This is a genomic window from Streptomyces sp. NBC_01241 (assembly GCF_041435435.1).
In the GTDB taxonomy this organism is placed as follows: Bacteria; Actinomycetota; Actinomycetes; order Streptomycetales; family Streptomycetaceae; genus Streptomyces.
The window spans coordinates 903,047-921,204 of sequence record NZ_CP108494.1 but is presented as its reverse complement, the minus strand read 5'-3'; the positions used below and the strand labels follow the sequence as shown (position 1 = coordinate 921,204).

The 18,158-nt window shown below is 68.9% G+C and carries 15 protein-coding genes and 1 pseudogene; 7 read left to right on the top strand and 9 right to left on the bottom strand.

Annotated features, from left to right (window positions below):
- Positions 1-182: 182 nt before the first annotated feature.
- Positions 183-557 (bottom strand): annotated as a pseudogene (locus tag OG306_RS03610) (YncE family protein); the annotation flags it as partial.
- Between the two features lie 925 nt (positions 558-1,482).
- Between OG306_RS03610 and ftsH the strand changes: the two are divergent.
- Both ftsH and OG306_RS03600 read left to right on the top strand, forming a co-directional pair.
- Positions 1,483-3,438 carry an ATP-dependent zinc metalloprotease FtsH gene (ftsH, locus tag OG306_RS03605; RefSeq protein WP_371665118.1) on the top strand — a complete coding sequence of 652 codons (1,956 nt, stop codon included), beginning with the start codon at positions 1,483-1,485 and terminating at the stop codon, positions 3,436-3,438.
- A gap of 37 nt (positions 3,439-3,475) precedes the next feature.
- A complete protein-coding gene (locus OG306_RS03600) occupies positions 3,476-4,009 on the top strand; it encodes a CBS domain-containing protein (RefSeq protein ID WP_266744597.1) in 534 nt (177 codons plus the stop codon).
- 192 nt (positions 4,010-4,201) lie between these two features.
- Here the strand turns inward: OG306_RS03600 and OG306_RS03595 are convergent, their stop codons facing one another.
- The gene (locus OG306_RS03595) at positions 4,202-4,375 is read right to left on the bottom strand and encodes an SHOCT domain-containing protein (protein ID WP_327259502.1); all 174 of its coding nucleotides are present in this window, start codon (positions 4,373-4,375) and stop codon (positions 4,202-4,204) included.
- Between the two features lie 449 nt (positions 4,376-4,824).
- On the opposite strand from OG306_RS03595, the gene OG306_RS03590 reads away from it, so the two are divergent.
- The 3 genes from OG306_RS03590 (at position 4,825) to OG306_RS03580 (ending at position 8,814) form a co-directional block, all read left to right on the top strand.
- Positions 4,825-5,244, top strand: coding sequence for a CBS domain-containing protein (locus OG306_RS03590; protein WP_266744596.1), 420 nt, complete (start codon positions 4,825-4,827; stop codon positions 5,242-5,244).
- A 293-nt stretch (positions 5,245-5,537) separates the two neighbouring features.
- The gene (locus tag OG306_RS03585; RefSeq protein ID WP_266907378.1) at positions 5,538-6,410 is read left to right on the top strand and encodes a CBS domain-containing protein; all 873 of its coding nucleotides are present in this window, start codon (positions 5,538-5,540) and stop codon (positions 6,408-6,410) included.
- Positions 6,411-7,092: 682 nt separating this feature from the next.
- A complete protein-coding gene (locus OG306_RS03580; protein ID WP_432762229.1) occupies positions 7,093-8,814 on the top strand; it encodes a GAF domain-containing protein in 1,722 nt (573 codons plus the stop codon).
- Between the two features lie 60 nt (positions 8,815-8,874).
- Here OG306_RS03580 and OG306_RS03575 read toward each other — a convergent pair whose 3' ends face one another.
- From OG306_RS03575 to OG306_RS03565, 3 genes are all read right to left on the bottom strand, one after another.
- Entirely contained in the window at positions 8,875-9,579 is a 705-nt protein-coding gene (locus OG306_RS03575; protein ID WP_266744593.1) for a response regulator, read from the bottom strand.
- A 110-nt stretch (positions 9,580-9,689) separates the two neighbouring features.
- Complete coding sequence (locus OG306_RS03570; RefSeq protein WP_266744592.1) at positions 9,690-10,151, bottom strand: Crp/Fnr family transcriptional regulator; 462 nt, start codon at positions 10,149-10,151, stop codon at positions 9,690-9,692.
- A gap of 191 nt (positions 10,152-10,342) precedes the next feature.
- Positions 10,343-11,074, bottom strand: coding sequence for a helix-turn-helix domain-containing protein (locus OG306_RS03565; protein WP_371665116.1), 732 nt, complete (start codon positions 11,072-11,074; stop codon positions 10,343-10,345).
- A gap of 259 nt (positions 11,075-11,333) precedes the next feature.
- Here OG306_RS03565 and OG306_RS03560 point away from each other — a divergent pair, with 259 nt between their 5' ends.
- A complete protein-coding gene (locus tag OG306_RS03560) occupies positions 11,334-11,939 on the top strand; it encodes an Rv1733c family protein (RefSeq protein WP_266744590.1) in 606 nt (201 codons plus the stop codon).
- Between the two features lie 323 nt (positions 11,940-12,262).
- Here OG306_RS03560 and OG306_RS03555 read toward each other — a convergent pair whose 3' ends face one another.
- From OG306_RS03555 to OG306_RS03540, 4 genes are all read right to left on the bottom strand, one after another.
- Positions 12,263-13,138: a universal stress protein gene (locus OG306_RS03555; protein ID WP_266744589.1), complete on the bottom strand. Its 876-nt coding sequence runs from the start codon at positions 13,136-13,138 to the stop codon at positions 12,263-12,265.
- A gap of 60 nt (positions 13,139-13,198) precedes the next feature.
- Complete coding sequence (locus OG306_RS03550) at positions 13,199-14,200, bottom strand: Acg family FMN-binding oxidoreductase (RefSeq protein ID WP_266744588.1); 1,002 nt, start codon at positions 14,198-14,200, stop codon at positions 13,199-13,201.
- Between the two features lie 158 nt (positions 14,201-14,358).
- On the bottom strand, positions 14,359-15,012 hold the full coding sequence (locus OG306_RS03545; RefSeq protein ID WP_371665115.1) for a CBS domain-containing protein: 654 nt from the start codon (positions 15,010-15,012) through the stop codon (positions 14,359-14,361).
- A 210-nt stretch (positions 15,013-15,222) separates the two neighbouring features.
- Positions 15,223-16,650, bottom strand: coding sequence for an MBL fold metallo-hydrolase RNA specificity domain-containing protein (locus OG306_RS03540; RefSeq protein ID WP_266744586.1), 1,428 nt, complete (start codon positions 16,648-16,650; stop codon positions 15,223-15,225).
- Positions 16,651-16,828: 178 nt separating this feature from the next.
- Here OG306_RS03540 and OG306_RS03535 point away from each other — a divergent pair, with 178 nt between their 5' ends.
- On the top strand, positions 16,829-17,902 hold the full coding sequence (locus OG306_RS03535; RefSeq protein ID WP_266744585.1) for an alcohol dehydrogenase catalytic domain-containing protein: 1,074 nt from the start codon (positions 16,829-16,831) through the stop codon (positions 17,900-17,902).
- Positions 17,903-18,158 lie beyond the last annotated feature (256 nt).

Sequence of the window (18,158 nt, the reverse complement as noted above, 5' to 3'; positions counted from 1 at the left end):
TTCAATCCTTGAAAAGGACGCACCTGCCCGGCCGTGTCCGCTGTTGCCTGATCGGGGGAACCAGCGGCCCGCTTTTCCCGGCCGAGGAGACCGAGCCGGCCCGGGGCGCCAAGCTCGCGCCGCCCTCGGGCGGCGTTGCTTCCAGGACAGTGCTCCACGATCGCGCGGACGGGACCGGGGGTCTATCCCACGGAGCCCTGGGATTGCTGGATCCCCACGCCGTGTGGGCTGCTGCCGACGGTGATGGTGGCGGTGACCCGGTCGGTTCGGGCGTCGATCACGGAGACCGTGCCGTCACCGGCGTTGGCGACGTAGACGTGGCGTTTGTCCCAGGACGCTGCCACACCGACCGGGAAGAGGCCGGCGGCGACGCCGGCGGTCACGGTGTTGGTGCGGGTGCTGATCACCGACACGGTGCCGGTGGAGAAGTCGGAAACGTACACCCGGCGGTTGTCCGGTGTCACCGAGAGGCCGATCGGATGGTCGCCGACGGCGATGGTGGCGGTGACGGTGTTGGTGCGGGTGCTGATGACCGACACATCCCCTGAACCGAAGTCGGCGACGTAGACGGCGAACGGCCGCCAGTGCGGCTACAAGAAGGGCTGCCCGACCCTCAACGGGTATGACATCGAACTCCTCTTCTTCCAGGCGTCACCTGAGCTGATCGAGATCACGACCGGAAGCCCGCTGTTCTACGACTACGCCGGGAAGCCGATCGGTTTCGACTCCTGCTCGATCCCGTGCCGTTCCGGTTTCGCTTTGGAACTGTGGGCCGACGTCCTGGGAGAGGACGTCTGCCCGGAGGAGGACGCCGGCGAAGGGTGCTGGCAGTACTTCCTTCTGCCGTGGGTGGAGCAACGGCATCATCGGTGACCTCGAACTCGCCAACGAGGCCGTGAACTTCACCCTCACCGGCTCGACGAGGACGGGCGGGAAGTGGGGTGTCGGCCCGTATGGCGTGATGGCCCAGGACAAGGCCGGCACCCTGGGCCCGATGCTCACCCCGCTCGGGTCGACCCGATGCTCACCCGCTCGGGTCGACCTGCCATCGCCGAACCTTCACCACCACGATCGAGCTCAGTTTCACCCGGGTGAACAGAACCGGTACGCGTCTGGCAGAGGACGGCCCGTACCTTGTCCCGCGCGTACCCGGTCGCGGTCGCCTCCGCAGCTGCCCGAAAACCTCCACCTGGACCTCGGGTGCCCGCTGGAGGCGGATCGTTTCATGGCAACCTCCTGAAAATACTTTCTGGACTTGTCACCCATGGGCTGTGTGGGACAGGCGAGGACTCCTGGTCCTGGTCTGCTGGTTTCTCCGGTCGGGACCGCGCGTGACCAGGCCCTGACTCGGTGCGTTCGCTCCTGCCGATGGCGGAGAAGGCGTTGATCCTGGAAGTGGGACGCACACCTGCGATCCACGCCTCTTCGAATTGCGGGAACGGTCTCGCCCGAGGTTCGTCCTTCCGCCAAGGGAGCCGTCCGGTGATCACATCAGTCCGTCTGTCAGGCCGGTATCTGTCGCGCTCGGCCAAACCGGGGCCCCCACGCGAGGCGCCCAAGCCGCCGGCGCCTTCGCCGGGGCCTTCCTGGTCTCGTTGGCTACTGCCCGTCGCCGCGTTGGTCTTGCTGCTCGTGGTGCTGATGCGGACTCCCTCCCCCCAGGGGGGTGCGTCGCTGTCGTACAGCGAGTTCGTCGGCAAGGTGAGCGTCGGTCAGGTGAAGACGGTCGACATCGACGACAAGGGCGCCATCAAGGGAACCCTCAAGGACGGTAAGAAATTCACCACGCGGATACCCACCGCTTTGGACAACAGCCGCCTGGAGCAGCAGTTGCAGTCCAAGAACGTGGAGATCACCGCGTCCCGGAGCAGCAGCGGCAGCCCCCTCGGGACACTGCTGGTGCTGTTCCTGCCGCTTCTGTTCATCGTCGCTCTGTTCGTGTGGGCCGGCCGCCAGGCAGCAAGGACCATGGGCGGGGGGCTCAGTGTCATCGGGCGGGCCCGCGCCAAGATCATCGAGACCGAGCGGCCGACCACCCGCTTCGAGGACGTCGCGGGCTACGGGGGCGTCAAGCAGGAGATCAGCGAGATCGTCGACTTCCTGCGCAGCCCCGAGCGCTACGCGGTCGCGGGAGCCAAGGGACCACGTGGTGTGATCATGGTGGGCCCGCCGGGCACCGGCAAGACCCTCATCGCCCGCGCGGTGGCCGGTGAGGCGGAGGTCCCGTTCCTGTCGGTGACCGGCTCGGCGTTCGTGGAGATGTTCGTCGGTGTCGGGGCCTCCCGGGTGCGCGACCTGTTCGCTGAGGCGCGCAAACGGGCCCCCTCGATCATCTTCATCGACGAGATCGACGCCGTCGGCAGCCGTCGCGGCGGGGCTGGCCGGCTGGGCGGCAACGACGAACGCGAGCAGACCCTCAACCAACTCCTCGCCGAGATGGACGGCTTCGACCAGACCAGCGGCATCGTCGTCCTGGCCGCGACCAACCGGCCCGAGGCCCTCGACCCGGCGCTGCTGCGCCCCGGCCGCTTCGACCGGCACGTGACCGTGCCGCTGCCCAACCAGGCCGAACGGGCGGCCATCCTGGCCGTCCACGCCCGCGGCAAGACCCTGGCACCGGACGTCGACTGGGACACCGTCGCCCGGGCCACGCCCGGTTTCTCTGGCGCTGACCTCGCCAATCTGGTCAACGAGGCCGCCATCAACGCCGTCCGGGCAGGGGGCGCCGTCATCGACGCCCAGGGTCTCGGCGACGCCCGCGACCGGCTGCTGCTGGGGCGGCGGGAGTCCACCAACGCCCTGCTGCCCGAGGAACGGCACTCCGTGGCCGTCCACGAATCCGGACACGCGCTCATGGCGGCCCTGTGCGAGCACGCCGACCCGGTCGCCAAGGTCACCATCCTGCCCTCCGGGCCTTCGCTGGGTGCCACTGAGCAGCTCCCGGAGGCCGAACGGCACCTGTACAGCGAGAGCTATCTGACCGACCTGCTGACCGTCCGGCTCGGCGGCCGCGCGGCCGAACTGGTCGTCTTCGGCGAGGGCTCGACCGGCGCCGCCGACGACCTGGCCGGCGCCACCCAGCTCGCCGCCCGGATGGTCCGCGAGTTCGGCCTGTCCCCGGCCCTCGGCCCCATCGGATACGGCTCCGGAGCTCCCCGCTACCTCGGCGGCGAGAGCACCGAAGAGACACTGCACCGGCCCTATTCCGAGCAGACCCAACGCATCGTCGACGAGGAGACCGCCCGCCTGCTGCGGCAGGCCGAGGAACGCGCAGTGGTTCTGCTGCGCGACCACCGGGAGGCGCTGGACACCCTTGCCGGTCTGCTCACCACCCGCGAGACCGTCGACGGATCCGTGGTCCTCTACGTACTCCAACAGCAACAGCCGCCGGACGGTCGCCACCCCACGGCGGAAGGGAAGCCGACGCCCTCCCCGTGACGCCGCGGCGACGCTCGCAAACAAGAAGGAGGCGACCATGGAGGAGCTGCAGCCGGGGGCGGTCCACGGTGAGCAGGAGGTCTTGGCGCGGACGGTCGCCGTCGTGATGCGCACCGCTGTGGTCACGATCGATGTCGACGAAACCGTCCTCGTGGCCTGGGAGTTGCTGGAGCGATCCGGCTCCCGGCACCTTCCGGTCGTGCGTCCGGACGGCCGCTGTGCCGGCCTGCTGGACAGAGCCGACGTGGCGGTCGCCTGTGCGGCGCCGGCCGCCTCACTGTCCGGCCTGCGTGTGGGCGACCTCCTGCCCGCCCATAGGTCGGCGCTCGTACATGCCGAGCAGACCGTACGCCACGCAGCCGACCTCATGAGCTGTACCGAAGCCGACGCCCTGCCGGTGCTGGAGGAAGACGGGCGTCTCGCCGGGGTGCTCACCGCAGCCGACATCGTCGCGGCCCTCGCCGGTCGTCCGGTGCAGAAGGAACCCGCCGACACACAACCGCGGGCCCCGTGCACGGTGTTGCCTGGGCTCCCGCCTCGGCGGGGCTACCGTGGAACGGCGGTTCCCTGAGCGCCCACCAGTGAGCTGAGGCGCGCATACCGTGGTAACACCTGGTAAGGCTGTCCTGGTGTCACCTGACGCCGACGTCAGGTCCGTCCGGGCCCGAGCACGCGGGCGAGGTCTCGCGCTTCCTCATTCGCACCGGCGTCACCACCACCGCAACCAGCACGGTGAGCGGCAGCCAATGACCCCGCAGCCCGGTCACCGGGGTCCCGGCCGGTGGACGGCGAGACGTTTGCGCGCCTCGGTGTACGCTTCCGCATCGATCTCGCCGGAGGCGAAGCGGCGGTCGAGGATCTCCTCCGGCGTTTCCCTCGGTGTATTTCGGGGTTCCGTGGCGTCGTGGCGACCAGCCGAGTGCTGCGTCAGACGCATGACCGCCCACACCGCAAGGCTGATCAATGCGATTCACAGTATGGGCATGAGGGCCATCCAGGCCCAGCCACCATTCCAATACATCACCGTGGCTCACCTCCTGGGGACTCTTCCACTATCCATGCGTACCGGTAGTGCGCCAGTGCCCATTGGCCTCGCTCTTCGGGCCGTTCGGGCCCTCTGGCGTCCACACGGTGGCTGTTCGGTCCCTCGCCGGTCACCCCGGGGCCGGGGCGGGTCCGGCCGGCGGCATCCGGCCGGGCCGTACAGCGGCAGCCGTGACCTGGCCGTCAGCCTTCTTGCAGCGAGGGCTCACTTGGTGGCTCCCCTTCGCCGGCATGCGTACGGGATACGAAGAATCCACACTGGCTTCAAGGAGGACCGATTACGGGCGTGCCCGAACCCATGGGCTCTGCCCGCGTAGACGCTGAGGCTCGAAGGAGACGGCCATGAGCACTGCACGGGAGATCATGCACGCTGGTGCAACGTGCATCCAGGAGAACGAGACGCTGGAGGACGCAGCGCGCCGGATGAGTGAGCTGGACATCGGAGCCCTCCCGGTCTGCGGGCCGGACGACAGGCTCCACGGGATCATCACCGACCGCGACATCGTGGTGAAGTGTCTCGCCAAGGGCAAGGACCCGAAGAGAATGACCGCGGGCATGCTCGAGCAGGGCAAGCCGATCAGCATCGACGCCGGGGCCGACACGGATGACGTTCTGCGGACCATGGAGGAGCACAAGATCCGGCGGTTGCCGGTCATCGAGAATCATCGCCTGGTCGGCATGATCAGCGAGGCGGACCTCGCAAATCGCCTACCGGAGGAGCAGGTGGGTCACTTCGTCGAGGTCGTGTGCGCCGCGAAGTGACCACCAGTGGCGACGCCCCGGTCCTGCTCGAAGAGACGGCCCTCGGGTACGTCCCAGCGGTGAGTGTTCGGCCCCCGCACCGAAGCCGCCGTGGCACCTCACCCCGTACAGGGCGATGAGTCGTAGCGGCGTCAGTGGGGTGTCACAGGGGCTTCCCCCGCAACGGATGCCGAGCTCGACTTCGTGCGCGCCTGCCGTCCGCCGGCCCGCGTGGGCCGACCGGCCCTTGGTGTCGGCCGCAGCAGCGGAAGACTGGGAACGTAGGCCGGCTCGGCCAGAGTGAGGAGCCCACCATGACTGAGCGTGAGAACATCGCGGCAGGGGCCGAAGCTCGCCGCTCGGTGTCGGGGAAGGCATGGAGGTCCGACGAACCACTACGGCAGGAAATGTTGTTGCGCTACCTTGGGACGGTGGCCACGGTGTCCGCCAAGCAGGCGGCGGCACGGCGCCCGACCGCTCCCGAGTCGGCTCCGTCCGGGCGGGTGAAGGAGTCCGCCGAGCCCGTGTCCGATGCCGAATCCGCGCCTCTGCTGGTCCGTGACGTCATGGATGTACCGGCCGCATCGGTGCACGGCGACATGCCGTTCCTGGACATCGCCCGGAGCCTTACCCGTGAAAACGTCGGGTCCCTGCCGGTGGTCGACGACGACGACCGGGTGATGGGTGTGGTGTCGGTGTCCGACCTGCTGGCGAAGGCCGCGGTCGAGGCGTCCGGATATGAACCCGGCGCGATCGGCCGGCTGAGGGAACGGCGGCTGCACGACAAGGCCCGGGCCGAGACCGCCGAGGCGCTGATGACCACTCCGGCCGTCACCGTGTTCCCTGGTTCGACCGTTGCCGAAGCCACCTGGCTCACGTCCCTGTCGCGTCTCAAGCGCCTGCCGGTGACGGACCATGAGGGCCGCCTGATCGGTGTCGTACACAGGAACGCACTGCTCAACGCGCTGATACGCGATGATGGTGGGATTCGTGAGGAGATTGAGTCGAGGATCCTCGCCGAGGACTTTCCGGCTGCGCGGAACACCGTTGAGGTCACCGTGCGCAACGGCGTGGTGGACGTCAGTGGCCGGATGGTGGAAGCCGATGTCCCGCGGCTCCTCGCGGAGATCAAGGAAATCGACGACGTGACCGAAGTGACCGACCACCTGAACCCTGTCACTGGGTGACGCAGGAGTCTCGACTCCGTCGGCAGGCACGCGGTCCACGCACTCGTTGTCCGGTCTCTCACTCGACCGGGTACCCGAGCTGTGGCCCAGCGTGACGGTGATCTCGTGAGGGACTTCGAGCGTGTTCTTGACGGTGCAGTGTGAGATCACCGCCTGGAACGACCCTGCGCGGGGCGGGGACAGTTCCGGAGATGGGCAGCGAACCGACCCGCGCCGGGCGCTTGGAAGCCGTCGTGTAGTCGGCGGCAACGCGCAGTTCCTTCCGGGGATGCGGTACCAGACGCGGCTCCGATGACGCGGCCGGCCGATGGCACCGGCAGGGTGCTGGTTCGCCACTGCCGTATGGTCTCCACGATCTCCCTGAACGGGGCATCGCGACCCACGCCGCCCTGCGCGATCTGCCCTCGAAGGTTTCGATGGGCGGGACGCTCAGGACGTGCCGGCCGTGGGGGCTCATGGCGCGATCTTGGAGGTCCGGAGGGGGACTGAATGGGTGGATTCTCGCCCCCCAGGGGCCGGCTTCCTCTCTCCGATTCTGTGTCGCCGTTCCGGGCCTCGCCGCCTGGCCCGCAGGGGCATAGGGCACCTGGCCGGGTCACTTCCACCAGGTGCTTCTCGGCGCGCGGCCACTAACGTGGAGATGTGGCCGGTCCCGGGATGTGCGGGGCGAGACGGAGGCACCGTGGGCGACAAAGGAACTGAACACTGCGGCGAGGAGCGCCGCCGGCTGAGCACGTTGCCGGAGGGCCTCCAGGGGCGCCTCGACACCGTGAAGCGCAGCCCGGCCGAGGCGGCCCTCCTGTTGAACGCCGTCATGTCAGTGGGCAGAGGGCTCGACCTGCCCCAGGTGCTGCACCGCATCGTCGAGGCTGCGGCCATTGTGGTCGATGCCGAGTACGGAGCCCTGGGAGTCGTTGGTGAGGGAACCCGGCTCACGCAGTTCCTGCCGGTGGGCATCACGCGGAACCAGCGCGAGGCCATCGGCCCCCTGCCCGAAGGCCACGGCATCCTCGGCGAGCTGATCCGCCATCCCGAGCCGCTGCGGCTCGCGGAAATCTCCGAACATCCGTCGTCCTACGGGTTTCCGCCGAACCATCCCCGGATGCACTCGTTCCTGGGGGTTCCCATCCGGGTCCGCGACAAGGTGTTCGGCAACCTGTACCTCACCGAGAAACGGGGCGGCCGCGAATTCGACGCCGAGGACGAGACCGTGCTCTCGACACTCGCGGTGGCAGCGGGAGTCGCCATCGAGAACGCCCGTCTGTATGCGCAGACGCGCGACCGTCAACGCTGGCAGGAAGCCAACAGCGAGATCGTCGCGGGCCTCCTGAGCGGAGAGGACGACACACACATCCTGCACATGGTCGTCGATCACTCCTCGCGTATTCTCGGCGCGGATCTCGGCGTCCTGGCACTTCCCGCCGACGCCGAGGGAAAGTCCCTCCGTGTGGTACTGGCATCGGGCGTGGACGCCGAGATGCATCGCGGTCTGATCCTGCCACGTGAGGGATCGTTCGTCGGCGCGGCTCTCGACGCGGGCGAACCGATTACCAGCCTGGATGTCGCACACGACCCCAGGATCACCGAAGGCCCCCCGAGGTGGCCCGGGCTCGGCCCGGCTGTCGCGGTCCCGATGGTGACGGGGGAGCGGACCCGTGGGGTACTGCTGCTGGCCCGGGTACGGAACCGTCCCGCCTTCACCGATTCGGAGACCACGCCCCTGCTGTTGTTCGCCGGACAAGCGGCCCTGGCGATGGAACTCACCGAACGACGCGAGTCCGCCAAGCAGATAGTCCTGCTGGAGGAACGCGACCGCATCGCCAGGGATCTGCACGACCTGGCCATTCAACGGCTGTTCGCCACCGGGATGACGCTGCAGAGCGTGGTGCGGCTCGTGGAACAGCCGCAGGCGAGCGAGCGGCTGCTGCGCGCGGTGGACGACCTGGACGAGACCATCAAGATCATCCGGTCCACCATTTTCGGGCTCCGTGCCCGTGACTCGGGCCGTACGGGCCAGGGGCTGCGCGCCCGGGCGGCGACCACGGTCGAGCAGACCGCACGGACCCTGGGCTTCCAGCCGTCCCTGCGGATGGGCGGGCTGATCGATACGGATGTGCCGGCCGAGACCGCCGAGCAGGTGATCGCGGTCCTCGGCGAGGCGCTGAGCAACGTCGCCCGCCACGCACGGGCGACGGCGGTGGACATCTCCCTGGTGGTGGGAAAAGGGGAGGTGAACCTGGTCGTGTCCGACAACGGAGTGGGCATGCCCGAGCACGGCGGTTCCCGAAGCGGGCTCGACAACCTCGCGCGGCGCGCCGCGAGACTCGGCGGCGAGATGAACGTGGGGGCGTCCTCGCAGGGCGGCACCCGGCTGAGCTGGCGGGTGCCGCTGAGACTCTCCTGATGCCGACACCGGGGCGCCTCGTGGTGCGCCGCACGGTTTCGAGAGGCGGTGCGGACAGATCTAATGGTGTCCGGCGCCGGGCGGGGAGGGTTCCGTGGCGTGCGCGGCGATCACGGCCGCCTGGATGCGGCGCTCGACACCGAGCTTGGCCAGCAGACGGGAGATGTGGTTCTTGACCGTCTTCTCCGACAGATAGAGGCGTTTGCCGATCTGGCTGTTGGTCAGTCCTTCACCGATCAGCGCGAGGACGTCCTTCTCCCGCGGGGACAGCCCGGACAGCGCGTCGTCCTCCTCGGGGCCGGTGCCGGATTCCTCCTCGCGCAGGCTGTTCATCAGCCGTGCCGTGGTCGACGGGTCGAGGGTCGAGCGCCCGGAAGCCAGGGTGCGGACGGCGGTGACGAGGTCCGCACCCTTGATCTCCTTGAGTACGTAGCCGGCCGCGCCGGCCATGATGGCGTCGAGCAGTGCTTCGTCGTCGTCGAACGAGGTGAGCATGAGGCAGGCCAGTTCCGGCATCCGCGAGCGCAGCTCACGGCAGACCGTGATCCCATCACCGTCCGGCAGCCGCACGTCGAGAATCGCCACGTCGGGGCGGAGCGCCGGGCCGCGGGCCAGTGCGTGATCGGCTGTACCGGCATCGCCGACGACCTGGATGTCGGGTTCCGCGTCGAGAAGGTCCTGCACGCCGCGCCTGACGACCTCGTGGTCGTCCAGCAGGAACACGCGGATCGGATTCTGAGCCGAGAACTCTCTCTCGTCGCTCATGGTGGCCCTCCTCGCTGTCAAGGGTGGCGCAGTCCCAGTCCCGCCTCGTTCATAGTGGGTTGGCGCAGGAGGAACTCACCAGGGCCGAACGGTCCCATGCCCCGGACCGTTCAGTCTTCGGAGGCCTCGGCCCGGGGACCGTACAGCTGCAGCAGCCTATTCCGTGTCCCGTACAGTCGCTCCGCCACCGTCTCGGCGACGTACTTGTAGACCGCCCGGCCCAGCACCGCATCGGCCTCGCACAGCGAGCGGACGGCAGCGGCATCGAATTCCACGGCCTGTCCCGCCTGGATCACGTGCGCACCCAGGTGCCACACGTGCGGGGGGAACAGCCAGGACCAGCCCAGCAGATCGTCCTGTCCCAGTGTCTCGATGACCGCCGCACGGCGCCCGGGCACATGGAGGTCGACCTCGACCCGTCCGGAGCGGATGACCCAGAAGCGGTCGGCCCTTCTGCCTTCCTCGAAGAGCCGTGCGTCGAGGACCAGCGGCACTTCATGGGCCGCCTCGTCGAACAAACGGGCCCGGCTCTCGGGCGGGATCACGTCGAACAGACTCCTGGCCGTTGACATGGAACCTCCGTTCCTGGCCGACGGTGTGCACCCGACCGCCTGCTCTGAACGATGTGCGCGCTTTCGGAGGGGCGCTCGGGCGTGCCCCGTGGTGCCCTACGGGGTGCACACCGGGCCGGTACGCCGTGGGTCGGTGGGCCGGAACCCGCGACATCGTGCGCCTGGACCCTGCCGTGGACCGATCCGTGGCGTCACATCGAGGGATCTCGGGGTCCAGCACTGGTCGGCGCGGCGTGGCTGTCGAGCACACGAATGCGGCGCCCGGTCATGCGGGTGGGGGTGATGGTTATCCATACATTCCGTGGACCGCCCGCCCACGGAGTGGTGTAGGCGAGTTCGTCCAACCTGCGTGAGGCTTCGGGATCGGTGACGGTCGCCGCCGTACCGGCGAGAAGTACGCTCCACCCCTGGCTCAGCGCCTCGTCGATGTGATCCACCTCGAAGGCCACCGGGTGGTCCGACGCGGTGGCCGGCAGCGTGTTGGGGGCACAGCGATAGGCGATCCGGTCACCATCGACGACGTAGTTGACCGGCAGGATGGCCGGCCCGTCGTCCGTCGTCACACCGATCCGGCCCACTCCGTGGGTGGACAACAGCCGACGGCACTCCTGCGGGCCGAGTTCGAGCAATTCGGTGTGATAGCCGGCGCGGCCGATGCCCGGCGGCAGCTCCGTCGTGCTGCCGGTCAGCTCGGCCACGGTGGTCTCCAGCGCCTGAGCCAGCCGCAGCAGAAACCCGATGCCGGGTGTGGCCTGCCGCTCCTCGACGTACTGGACGTATCCGGGCGCCGATCCGGCCCGCTCGGCCACCTCCTCACGGCTGAGCCGCAGCTGCTCGCGGCGCATCGTCACCCGGCGGCCCAGGTCTCCCGGCGGGAATGCGTCCGGCGCGCTGTCCGATGAGTGACTTTCTCCGTGCACCATGCTCCACACATCCTTCATGGGATCCGGGTCCGGTCCGGTCCGGCGGCCGGGCCAGTCGCTGTTCTGCGTGCTGTTCCGCCACTCCATCGTGTGCCACCGGGCAGCACGGCGCTTGGGCCGACCGGCCCGGTCCCGCGACCCGCTCAGCCCCTGCCGCGGACCACACAGGATGTACAGGATGGTGGCAAGCGCTCCTGCCCACAGGTTCGCGACGCACTACGGGCAAGGGGTCGGTACAGCAGGGGAATGAGGCCGGATCATGACTGAAGAAGTGCCCCCTGGAGAAGGCCAAGGACACAGCGCGCCCAGCACCCGGGGGCTGCCGATCCGTGCCTCGGATCGCATCCAGCGCTGGGGCAAGGTGCTCTTGGTCGTGATCTTCCTACTGGCGGCACCCCTGGCATCGGCTGCCACGGGCCGTGCCGTGCATGACGCTGAGACTCGTCATGCCGCCACGCTCTCCGATACGAGGAAGGTTGAGGCACGGCTCATTTCCGACGCCGGCGGCCCCACTGCAGTTGTCGGAGCGCAGACAACGGTGCGTGCCCCCGTCCGGTGGACACAGCCCGACGGTACCGCGCGCACGGCAGTGGTCAGTGTCTGGGCGGGGAGCCCGGCCGGCACCACGATACCGATCTGGACCACTGCTCAAGGCGTGGCCACCAGCAGTGGACCCGCGACGCCCGGTCAGGCCGTTGCATCTGCATGGTTGGCGGCAACAGGGTCTTTCGTAGTGGCGACGGGACTTTTCATCGCAGTGTGGAAAGTCTTCACGAAGCTGGTGGACATCATCAGGTGCAAGGGGTGGGAGAAGGAGTGGGACGAGGTGGAAGCCGAGCTGTCCGAGCAGTTCCGAAATCGTTAGCAGAGCGGCGTCCGCAACTCAGACGACAACGACTGCCCGGCTCGTCGAGCCCGTACGCACGGAGTTCCCGGGACCTCACGCACGGAGTTCCTGGACCTCACGGAGTTCCCGGACCTCACGCAAGGAGTTCCCGGACCTCACGGTGACCGAGCACGTCGTTCGTGCCGGATCCGTTTCCGAGGTGCTGGTGGCAGCGACCGCCGACGCCGACGTGATCGTCATCGGGTCGTGTCGGCGACTGTCCTGCACCACGCGCACTGCCCGGTCGTCGTTCCCCACCCTTGATGAAGGCGCCCCCCGGAGGGCCGGTGTCGCGGCCGCGCTCAGCGGGTGTCCGGGACGACGGCGACGGGGCAGGGAGCATAGTGCAACACCGCGTGATTCACAGGACCGGGGCGCAGCCCGTGGCGGCCGTCGGCATGGCGCGCACCGACGACCAGAAGTTCTGCGCCCTCGGCCTCTTCGATCAGTACCTGATGCACGGGTCCCTGCAGCACGGATCGGTGGACAACGGCATCGGACTCGGTCCGCTCCAGTACCGCCAGTACGTCTTCGAGGTGTTCCTCGGCCTGTTGGCGGTGCGTGGAGGCGGGCGAGCCCGCGAGGAGCGGATGATCCGCAGCTTCGTGGGCGGGGCAGCGCCAGGCGCGTACGGCGATCAGCTCGCCGTGGCGCGCTGTCGCCTGGGCGAGTGCGAAACGGGCGGCTGCCGACGGTCCTGCGGCGTCGCCGATTCCGACGACGATGCGGCCCGGCTTCGGCTGAGCGTTCGGTGCGGTCGCCGGGATCACGACAACCGGGCAGTGGGACCGGCCCGCGAGGGCGAGGCTGACGGACCCCAGGAGCATCCCGGCGATCCGGCCGCGGCCGCGGGAGCCGACGGCGACCAGGGCTGCCTCATGGCTCTCGCGCACCAGCGCGTTCACCGGGTCTTCGGGCTGCACGTCGGCGACCACGCTCATCTCCGCATGGAGGCGTTGCGCACGTTCCTGTGCAGACGCGACGAGATGCTCGGCGAGGACCTGCTCGGCCGGACGCTCGGTGTCGAAGGTGGGACGCATGCCTTCGTAGCGCTCCCACAGCGACGCGTGGACGACGCGCAGGGGGCGCCGTGAGCGTGCCGCTTCCGCCGCGGCCCAGTCCAGGGCACGGAGACTGCCCTCCGATCCGTCCACTCCGACGACTATCGGGAGCTGCATCGCTCCCACCGCCTTTCCTGTGCGGGTGGCTGCCTGTCTCGATGCATACGGTGCGGGTTTCTACGGTTCGATGGTCAGTACCTGGTCCAGGGGACGTCGCGGTGTGCGTGGGCCGCTCGGCCCGTATCCCAGACGGATGATCATCTGCGGGTGTCCCGTGCCGTAGACCGGGTCGCGCAGGATCCATCGCAGGTCGGGCCATTCGAGGGGCTGGGTCGCGAACGAGGCAGACACCTGGTGGAGCGTGGCGGTGAGCAGTACGCGTTCCAGGGCCTGACCGGCGTGCAGCCAGTCCGTGGGGCGGTCGCCCGGGGTGCTCAGCAGGGCCAGTTGAGGCCGGTTCTCGAACAGGACACGGGCTCGGCCGGGTATGACCCGGGTTCCCGCGAAGTCGCGGGTGGTGGCGTGTTCGGAGGCGTCGCGGGGGCCGAAGGCGTAGTCGGGGATTCCGTCGACGGGCGCCTCGGTCTTCGTGTTCCGGGTCCAGTGCTCCTGCTCCGCCTCCCGTGCCGGGTCCCCGCGGTCGTATCCCTCGGCGTCCCGGATCAGTTCGAGCACGGTCTCCAGATGGGTCGGGGTCAGGAACGCGAAGTCCGCGCCCTCGGTACGGGCCGCGCCGGCGAGGTCTGCGCGGACGTCTTCGGGGACGACCCGTTCGTCGAACGGGTAGCGGCTGGTGTGCCGGTCCCGGATCGCGGGGTGGAGAGCGGCGAGCGCTTCATCCGCGGACTCCTGCGGAACGTGGGGGCGGACGCCGAGACGGACGGTGGCCAGTACGGCCGGGTCCGACGGTTCTGGTAGCAGCGCGGTGACCGCCTCCAGGCCGTGGTGGGCGGCAGACACCCGCAGATTCAGCAGGGCCGCGCCGCAGCCCACATGCAGTGCGCGGGTGGCGGGGTCGGCCTCCGGCATGGCGCGCTCGAAGTCCGCCCGGAGCGTGAGGGTGCGGCCGGCGCGGGTGTAGCGGAACTGCCAGGGCTGGGCGTTGTGCATCGACGGGGCGGCGGTGGCATCGGCGACGAGGTCGGCCAGTGTGGTGTCGTCGAGCGCTCTGGTGAGCATCGTGGGTCTCCCGGGGAGTCGGGAATGGTCGATGGTTTCAGCATGAAGCGGATCGCCGCCCTGCACGTATGGGCCGTTCGTCCCTCGCTCGGATCCGGATGGCCCTTTGGCAGGGCCACATCCGTTCCCTGTCCAGGCGGATGCCGGACCGTCGAGGTCTAGGCGGATGCCTGGCTTTCGAGCCGGCAGTCCACGTTGACGACGCCTTCCACGGATTGAGCGAGGCGGGCGGCGACGGGAATGAGGGTGGCGTCGTGGATCCGACCGGTGAGTGTGGCCACACCGCGGGTGACGCTGACCTTCACGTTTTGGTGCGGGGCGGGGAACAGCCGGTCGACGACCTCGTGGCGTATTTCTGCGGCGAGGTCGTCGTCGGGACGCAGGAAGATCTTGAGGAGATCGGCGCGACTGACGATGCCCTTGAGGTTGCCGTCGGCGTCGACGACCGGGAGGCGCTTGACGCGCTGGTCGGCCATCAGCCGGGCGGCCTGCGGGAGGGGCACGTCAGGGTTCACCGTGATGGCGGGACTCGTCATCAGTTCCTCGGCCCGGACCGCGCCGGCCTTGGTGGTGTCCCCCGGTCGGTACATCTGCTCGATCAAGCCCATCCTGTGCCCGTGGAATTCCTCCTTGGGGAGCAGGTCGGCTTCGGAGACGACGCCGACGACGTGGCCCTCGCCTTCGATGACGGGCACGGCGGTGACCTTCCACTGTTTCATGCAGGCGGCGATCTCCTTGAATTCCGTGTCACGGGTGATGGCGATGACGTTCTTCGTCATGACGTCGTCGACGGTGTACCGGGCGGAGGTCATGGCAGGTTCCTCGATGGGTGCGGGTGAGCGGCCGACTGCTGATGTGGGGGTGAGCAGGTCAGATGCGGCCATGGCGTCGAATCCGCGACGAGCGGAGACTCCATGGAGTTCATGGTGTGCCTCCCGTCCCTCACTCGCAGCCTCGCGCTGGGGGGAACGAGCTGCGAGAGAGCCTCGTGGTGTCAGATCGCGCAAGCTGCCCGGAGTCGGTCAGCGGACCAGGACGGCCTCTCCGGGTCTGGGTACGACCGCTGTCCAGCCAAGCTCTCGGTCGATCCGGTCCCGCAGGGCATCGGACGACGACTCCTCGCCGTGGACCACATAGGTCGTGCGCGGTGCGGGGGCGCCGCGCAGCCAGTCCATGATCTGGTCGGCATCGGCGTGTGCCGAGAAGTGCGGGAGGTCGGCCACCTCCGCGCGTACGGGTACGTACTCGCCGAACATCTTGAGTGTGCGGGCACCGTCGACGAGGTCGCGGGCCCTGGTGCCGGTGACTGCGAAACCGACGATGACGACGGCATTGCGTGGATTGGGCAGGAGCCGGTGGAGGTGGTGCAGGACCCGGCCGCCGGTGGCCATGCCGGCCGAGGACACGATGACGGCGGGACCGGGCGTGCTGTTGATGTCGATGGACTCCTGGACGGTCCGGGCCGCCAGGAACGGGGCAGGGCTGATCGCTTGTTCGCCTCGGGCGAGAATCTCGGGCCGGATCTCGGAGGAATGCGCACGCAGCGCGTCGCGATAGACGTCGAGTGCGGCCAGAGCCATGGGACTGTCCACATAGACGGGAACGGACTGCGGCAGGATCCCCTTGTGGCGCAGCCCGGCGAGTTCGTGGAGGACGACCTCGGTGCGGTCGATCGCGAAGGCGGGGATGACGGCGGTACCGCCGCGCGCAAGGGTACGTGTGAGTACGGCTGCGAATTCGGCCTGGGCTTTCTCGGGTTCGTGACGACGGTCGCCGTACGTCGACTCCGTCAGTAGCACGTCGGCGCCGGTGAACGGTTGCGCCGGCAGCAGCAGTGGGTGGCCGGGGCGGCCGAGGTCGCCGCTGGCGGCGAGAGTGTGGCCGTCCTCAAGGGTCAGGTGGGCCCAGGCCGAGCCGAGGATGTGTCCACCGCGGTGCAGTGTGAGCCGGGTGCCGGCCATGATCTCGACTTCGCTGCCGACCGGGACGGGGTCGAAGAACCTGACGGTGGTATCGACGTCGGTTTCGTCGTAGAGCGGTCTGGCGGGCCGGTGTTTGGACCAGCCGTGTTCGTTGGCGTGCTGGGCCGCCTCCATCTGGAGGCGCGCGCTGTCACGGAGCACGATTTCGGCGAGCCGGGCGGTGTGGGCGCTCGTCAGGATCGGTCCCCGGAAGCCGTGTCGAACCAGTCGGGGCAGATAGCCGCAGTGGTCCAGGTGGGCATGGGTGATGACCACGGCGTGAATGGATGAGGCGTCACACGGCAGCTTCGCCCAGTTGCGGCGGCGCAGGTCCGCGACGCCTTGGAAGAGGCCGCAGTCCAGGAGGACCCGGGCATGGTCGCTCTCGATGAGGAACTTGCTGCCGGTGACGGTCCGGACGCCGCCGAGGAAGCGCAGCAGCGCGGGTCTTGACGCGGGTGCGGCCGGGTGTGGTTCTGCCTCGGACATCGCCGCTCCCTTCTTCGGCGGGTGGCAGCCAGCCGTCTTCACCATCACACCCCCGGCCCCGGGGCGGGATGGGCCCGACAGGCCTCGGCGGGGACCGACCGGCCCATGCGGGGCGGGCCCGTGCCGGGTCAGCATGAGGGGAACCTCACCGGAGGAGACAGAGGAGAGGGGCGAGGTCGTGAAGGCACTCGTATTCCAGGGCCCGGGGCAGACCGCATGGCAGGACGTCCCGGACCCCTCGGTCAAGGACGCTGCCGACGCCGTCGTCCGCGTCGACGTCGTCACCATCTGCGGTACCGACCTGCACATTCTCAAGGGCGACGTGCCCGAGGTGGCTCCCGGCCGGGTGCTGGGGCACGAAGCCGTCGGCACCGTGGTCGAGGCCGGGGCCGACGTCCGTACGATCCGCCCCGGCGACCGTGTACTGATCTCGTGCATATCCGCGTGTGGCCGGTGCCGCTTCTGCCGTGAGGGCCACTACGGGCAGTGCCGTGGCGGTGGCGGCTGGGTGCTCGGCCACACCATCGACGGCACCCAGGCCGAATACGTACGGGTGCCCTTTGCCGACCTGTCCGTGCACTCCTTGCCGGCTTCTGTCGACAGCTATGACGGCGTGCTGCTTGCCGACATCTTCCCGACCGCCTACGAGGTCGGTGTGCTGAACGGCGGCGTACGGCCCGGCGACACCGTCGTCGTGGTCGGAGTCGGCCCCATCGGGCTCGCCGCCATCGTCGGCGCGGGCCTCTACAGCCCGGGACGTGTCATCGCCGTCGACCTCGCCGAATCCCGGCTGGCCGCCGCGCGCTCCCTGGGCGCGGATGCGACAGCGAGCGCGGCCGAGGAACCCGAACAACTCGTCGAGGACCTCACCGAGGGGCTCGGTGCCGACGTCGTCATCGAAGCCGTCGGCGTGCCCGAAGCCTTCGAGATGTGCACCCGCATGGTCCGGCCCGGAGGCCGTGTCGCGAACATCGGCGTCCATGGCACGTCGGCCACGCTGCACCTCGAAGACCTGTGGGCCAAGAACGTCACCATCACGACGGGGCTGGTCGACACGTACTCCACGCCCATGTTGCTGCGCATGATGGCCGCCGGGCGGCTGCCTTCGGCCCCATTGATCACCCACCGCTTCGAACTGGGACAGGTGGAGGAGGCCTACGAGGTGTTCTCCCGTGCCGGGGACACCGGTGCCCTCAAGGTGGCGCTGGGGGGATCGCAGCACACCGAGATCATCGCCCCGGCTCAGCCGTAAGCCCAAGGGGCGTGAAGACCATGAGCAGGACAGGTCCGGTACCCACTGCCATCGAGGGGTCCGCCGGGCCTGTCGATCCGGCGCCTTGTCATGCCGCCCGTGCCTGAAGAGCACGCCGCGGGGTCCGTGACCGACCCGCTCGTACGGAACACGGGCTCACTGTGGACGAAGGGCGATTGCCGCCGGGGAAGAAAGGAACGCGTGTTCATGAAAACGCTGGGCACCAACCCCTTCGACGCGGTGGCCGTCGACGGTG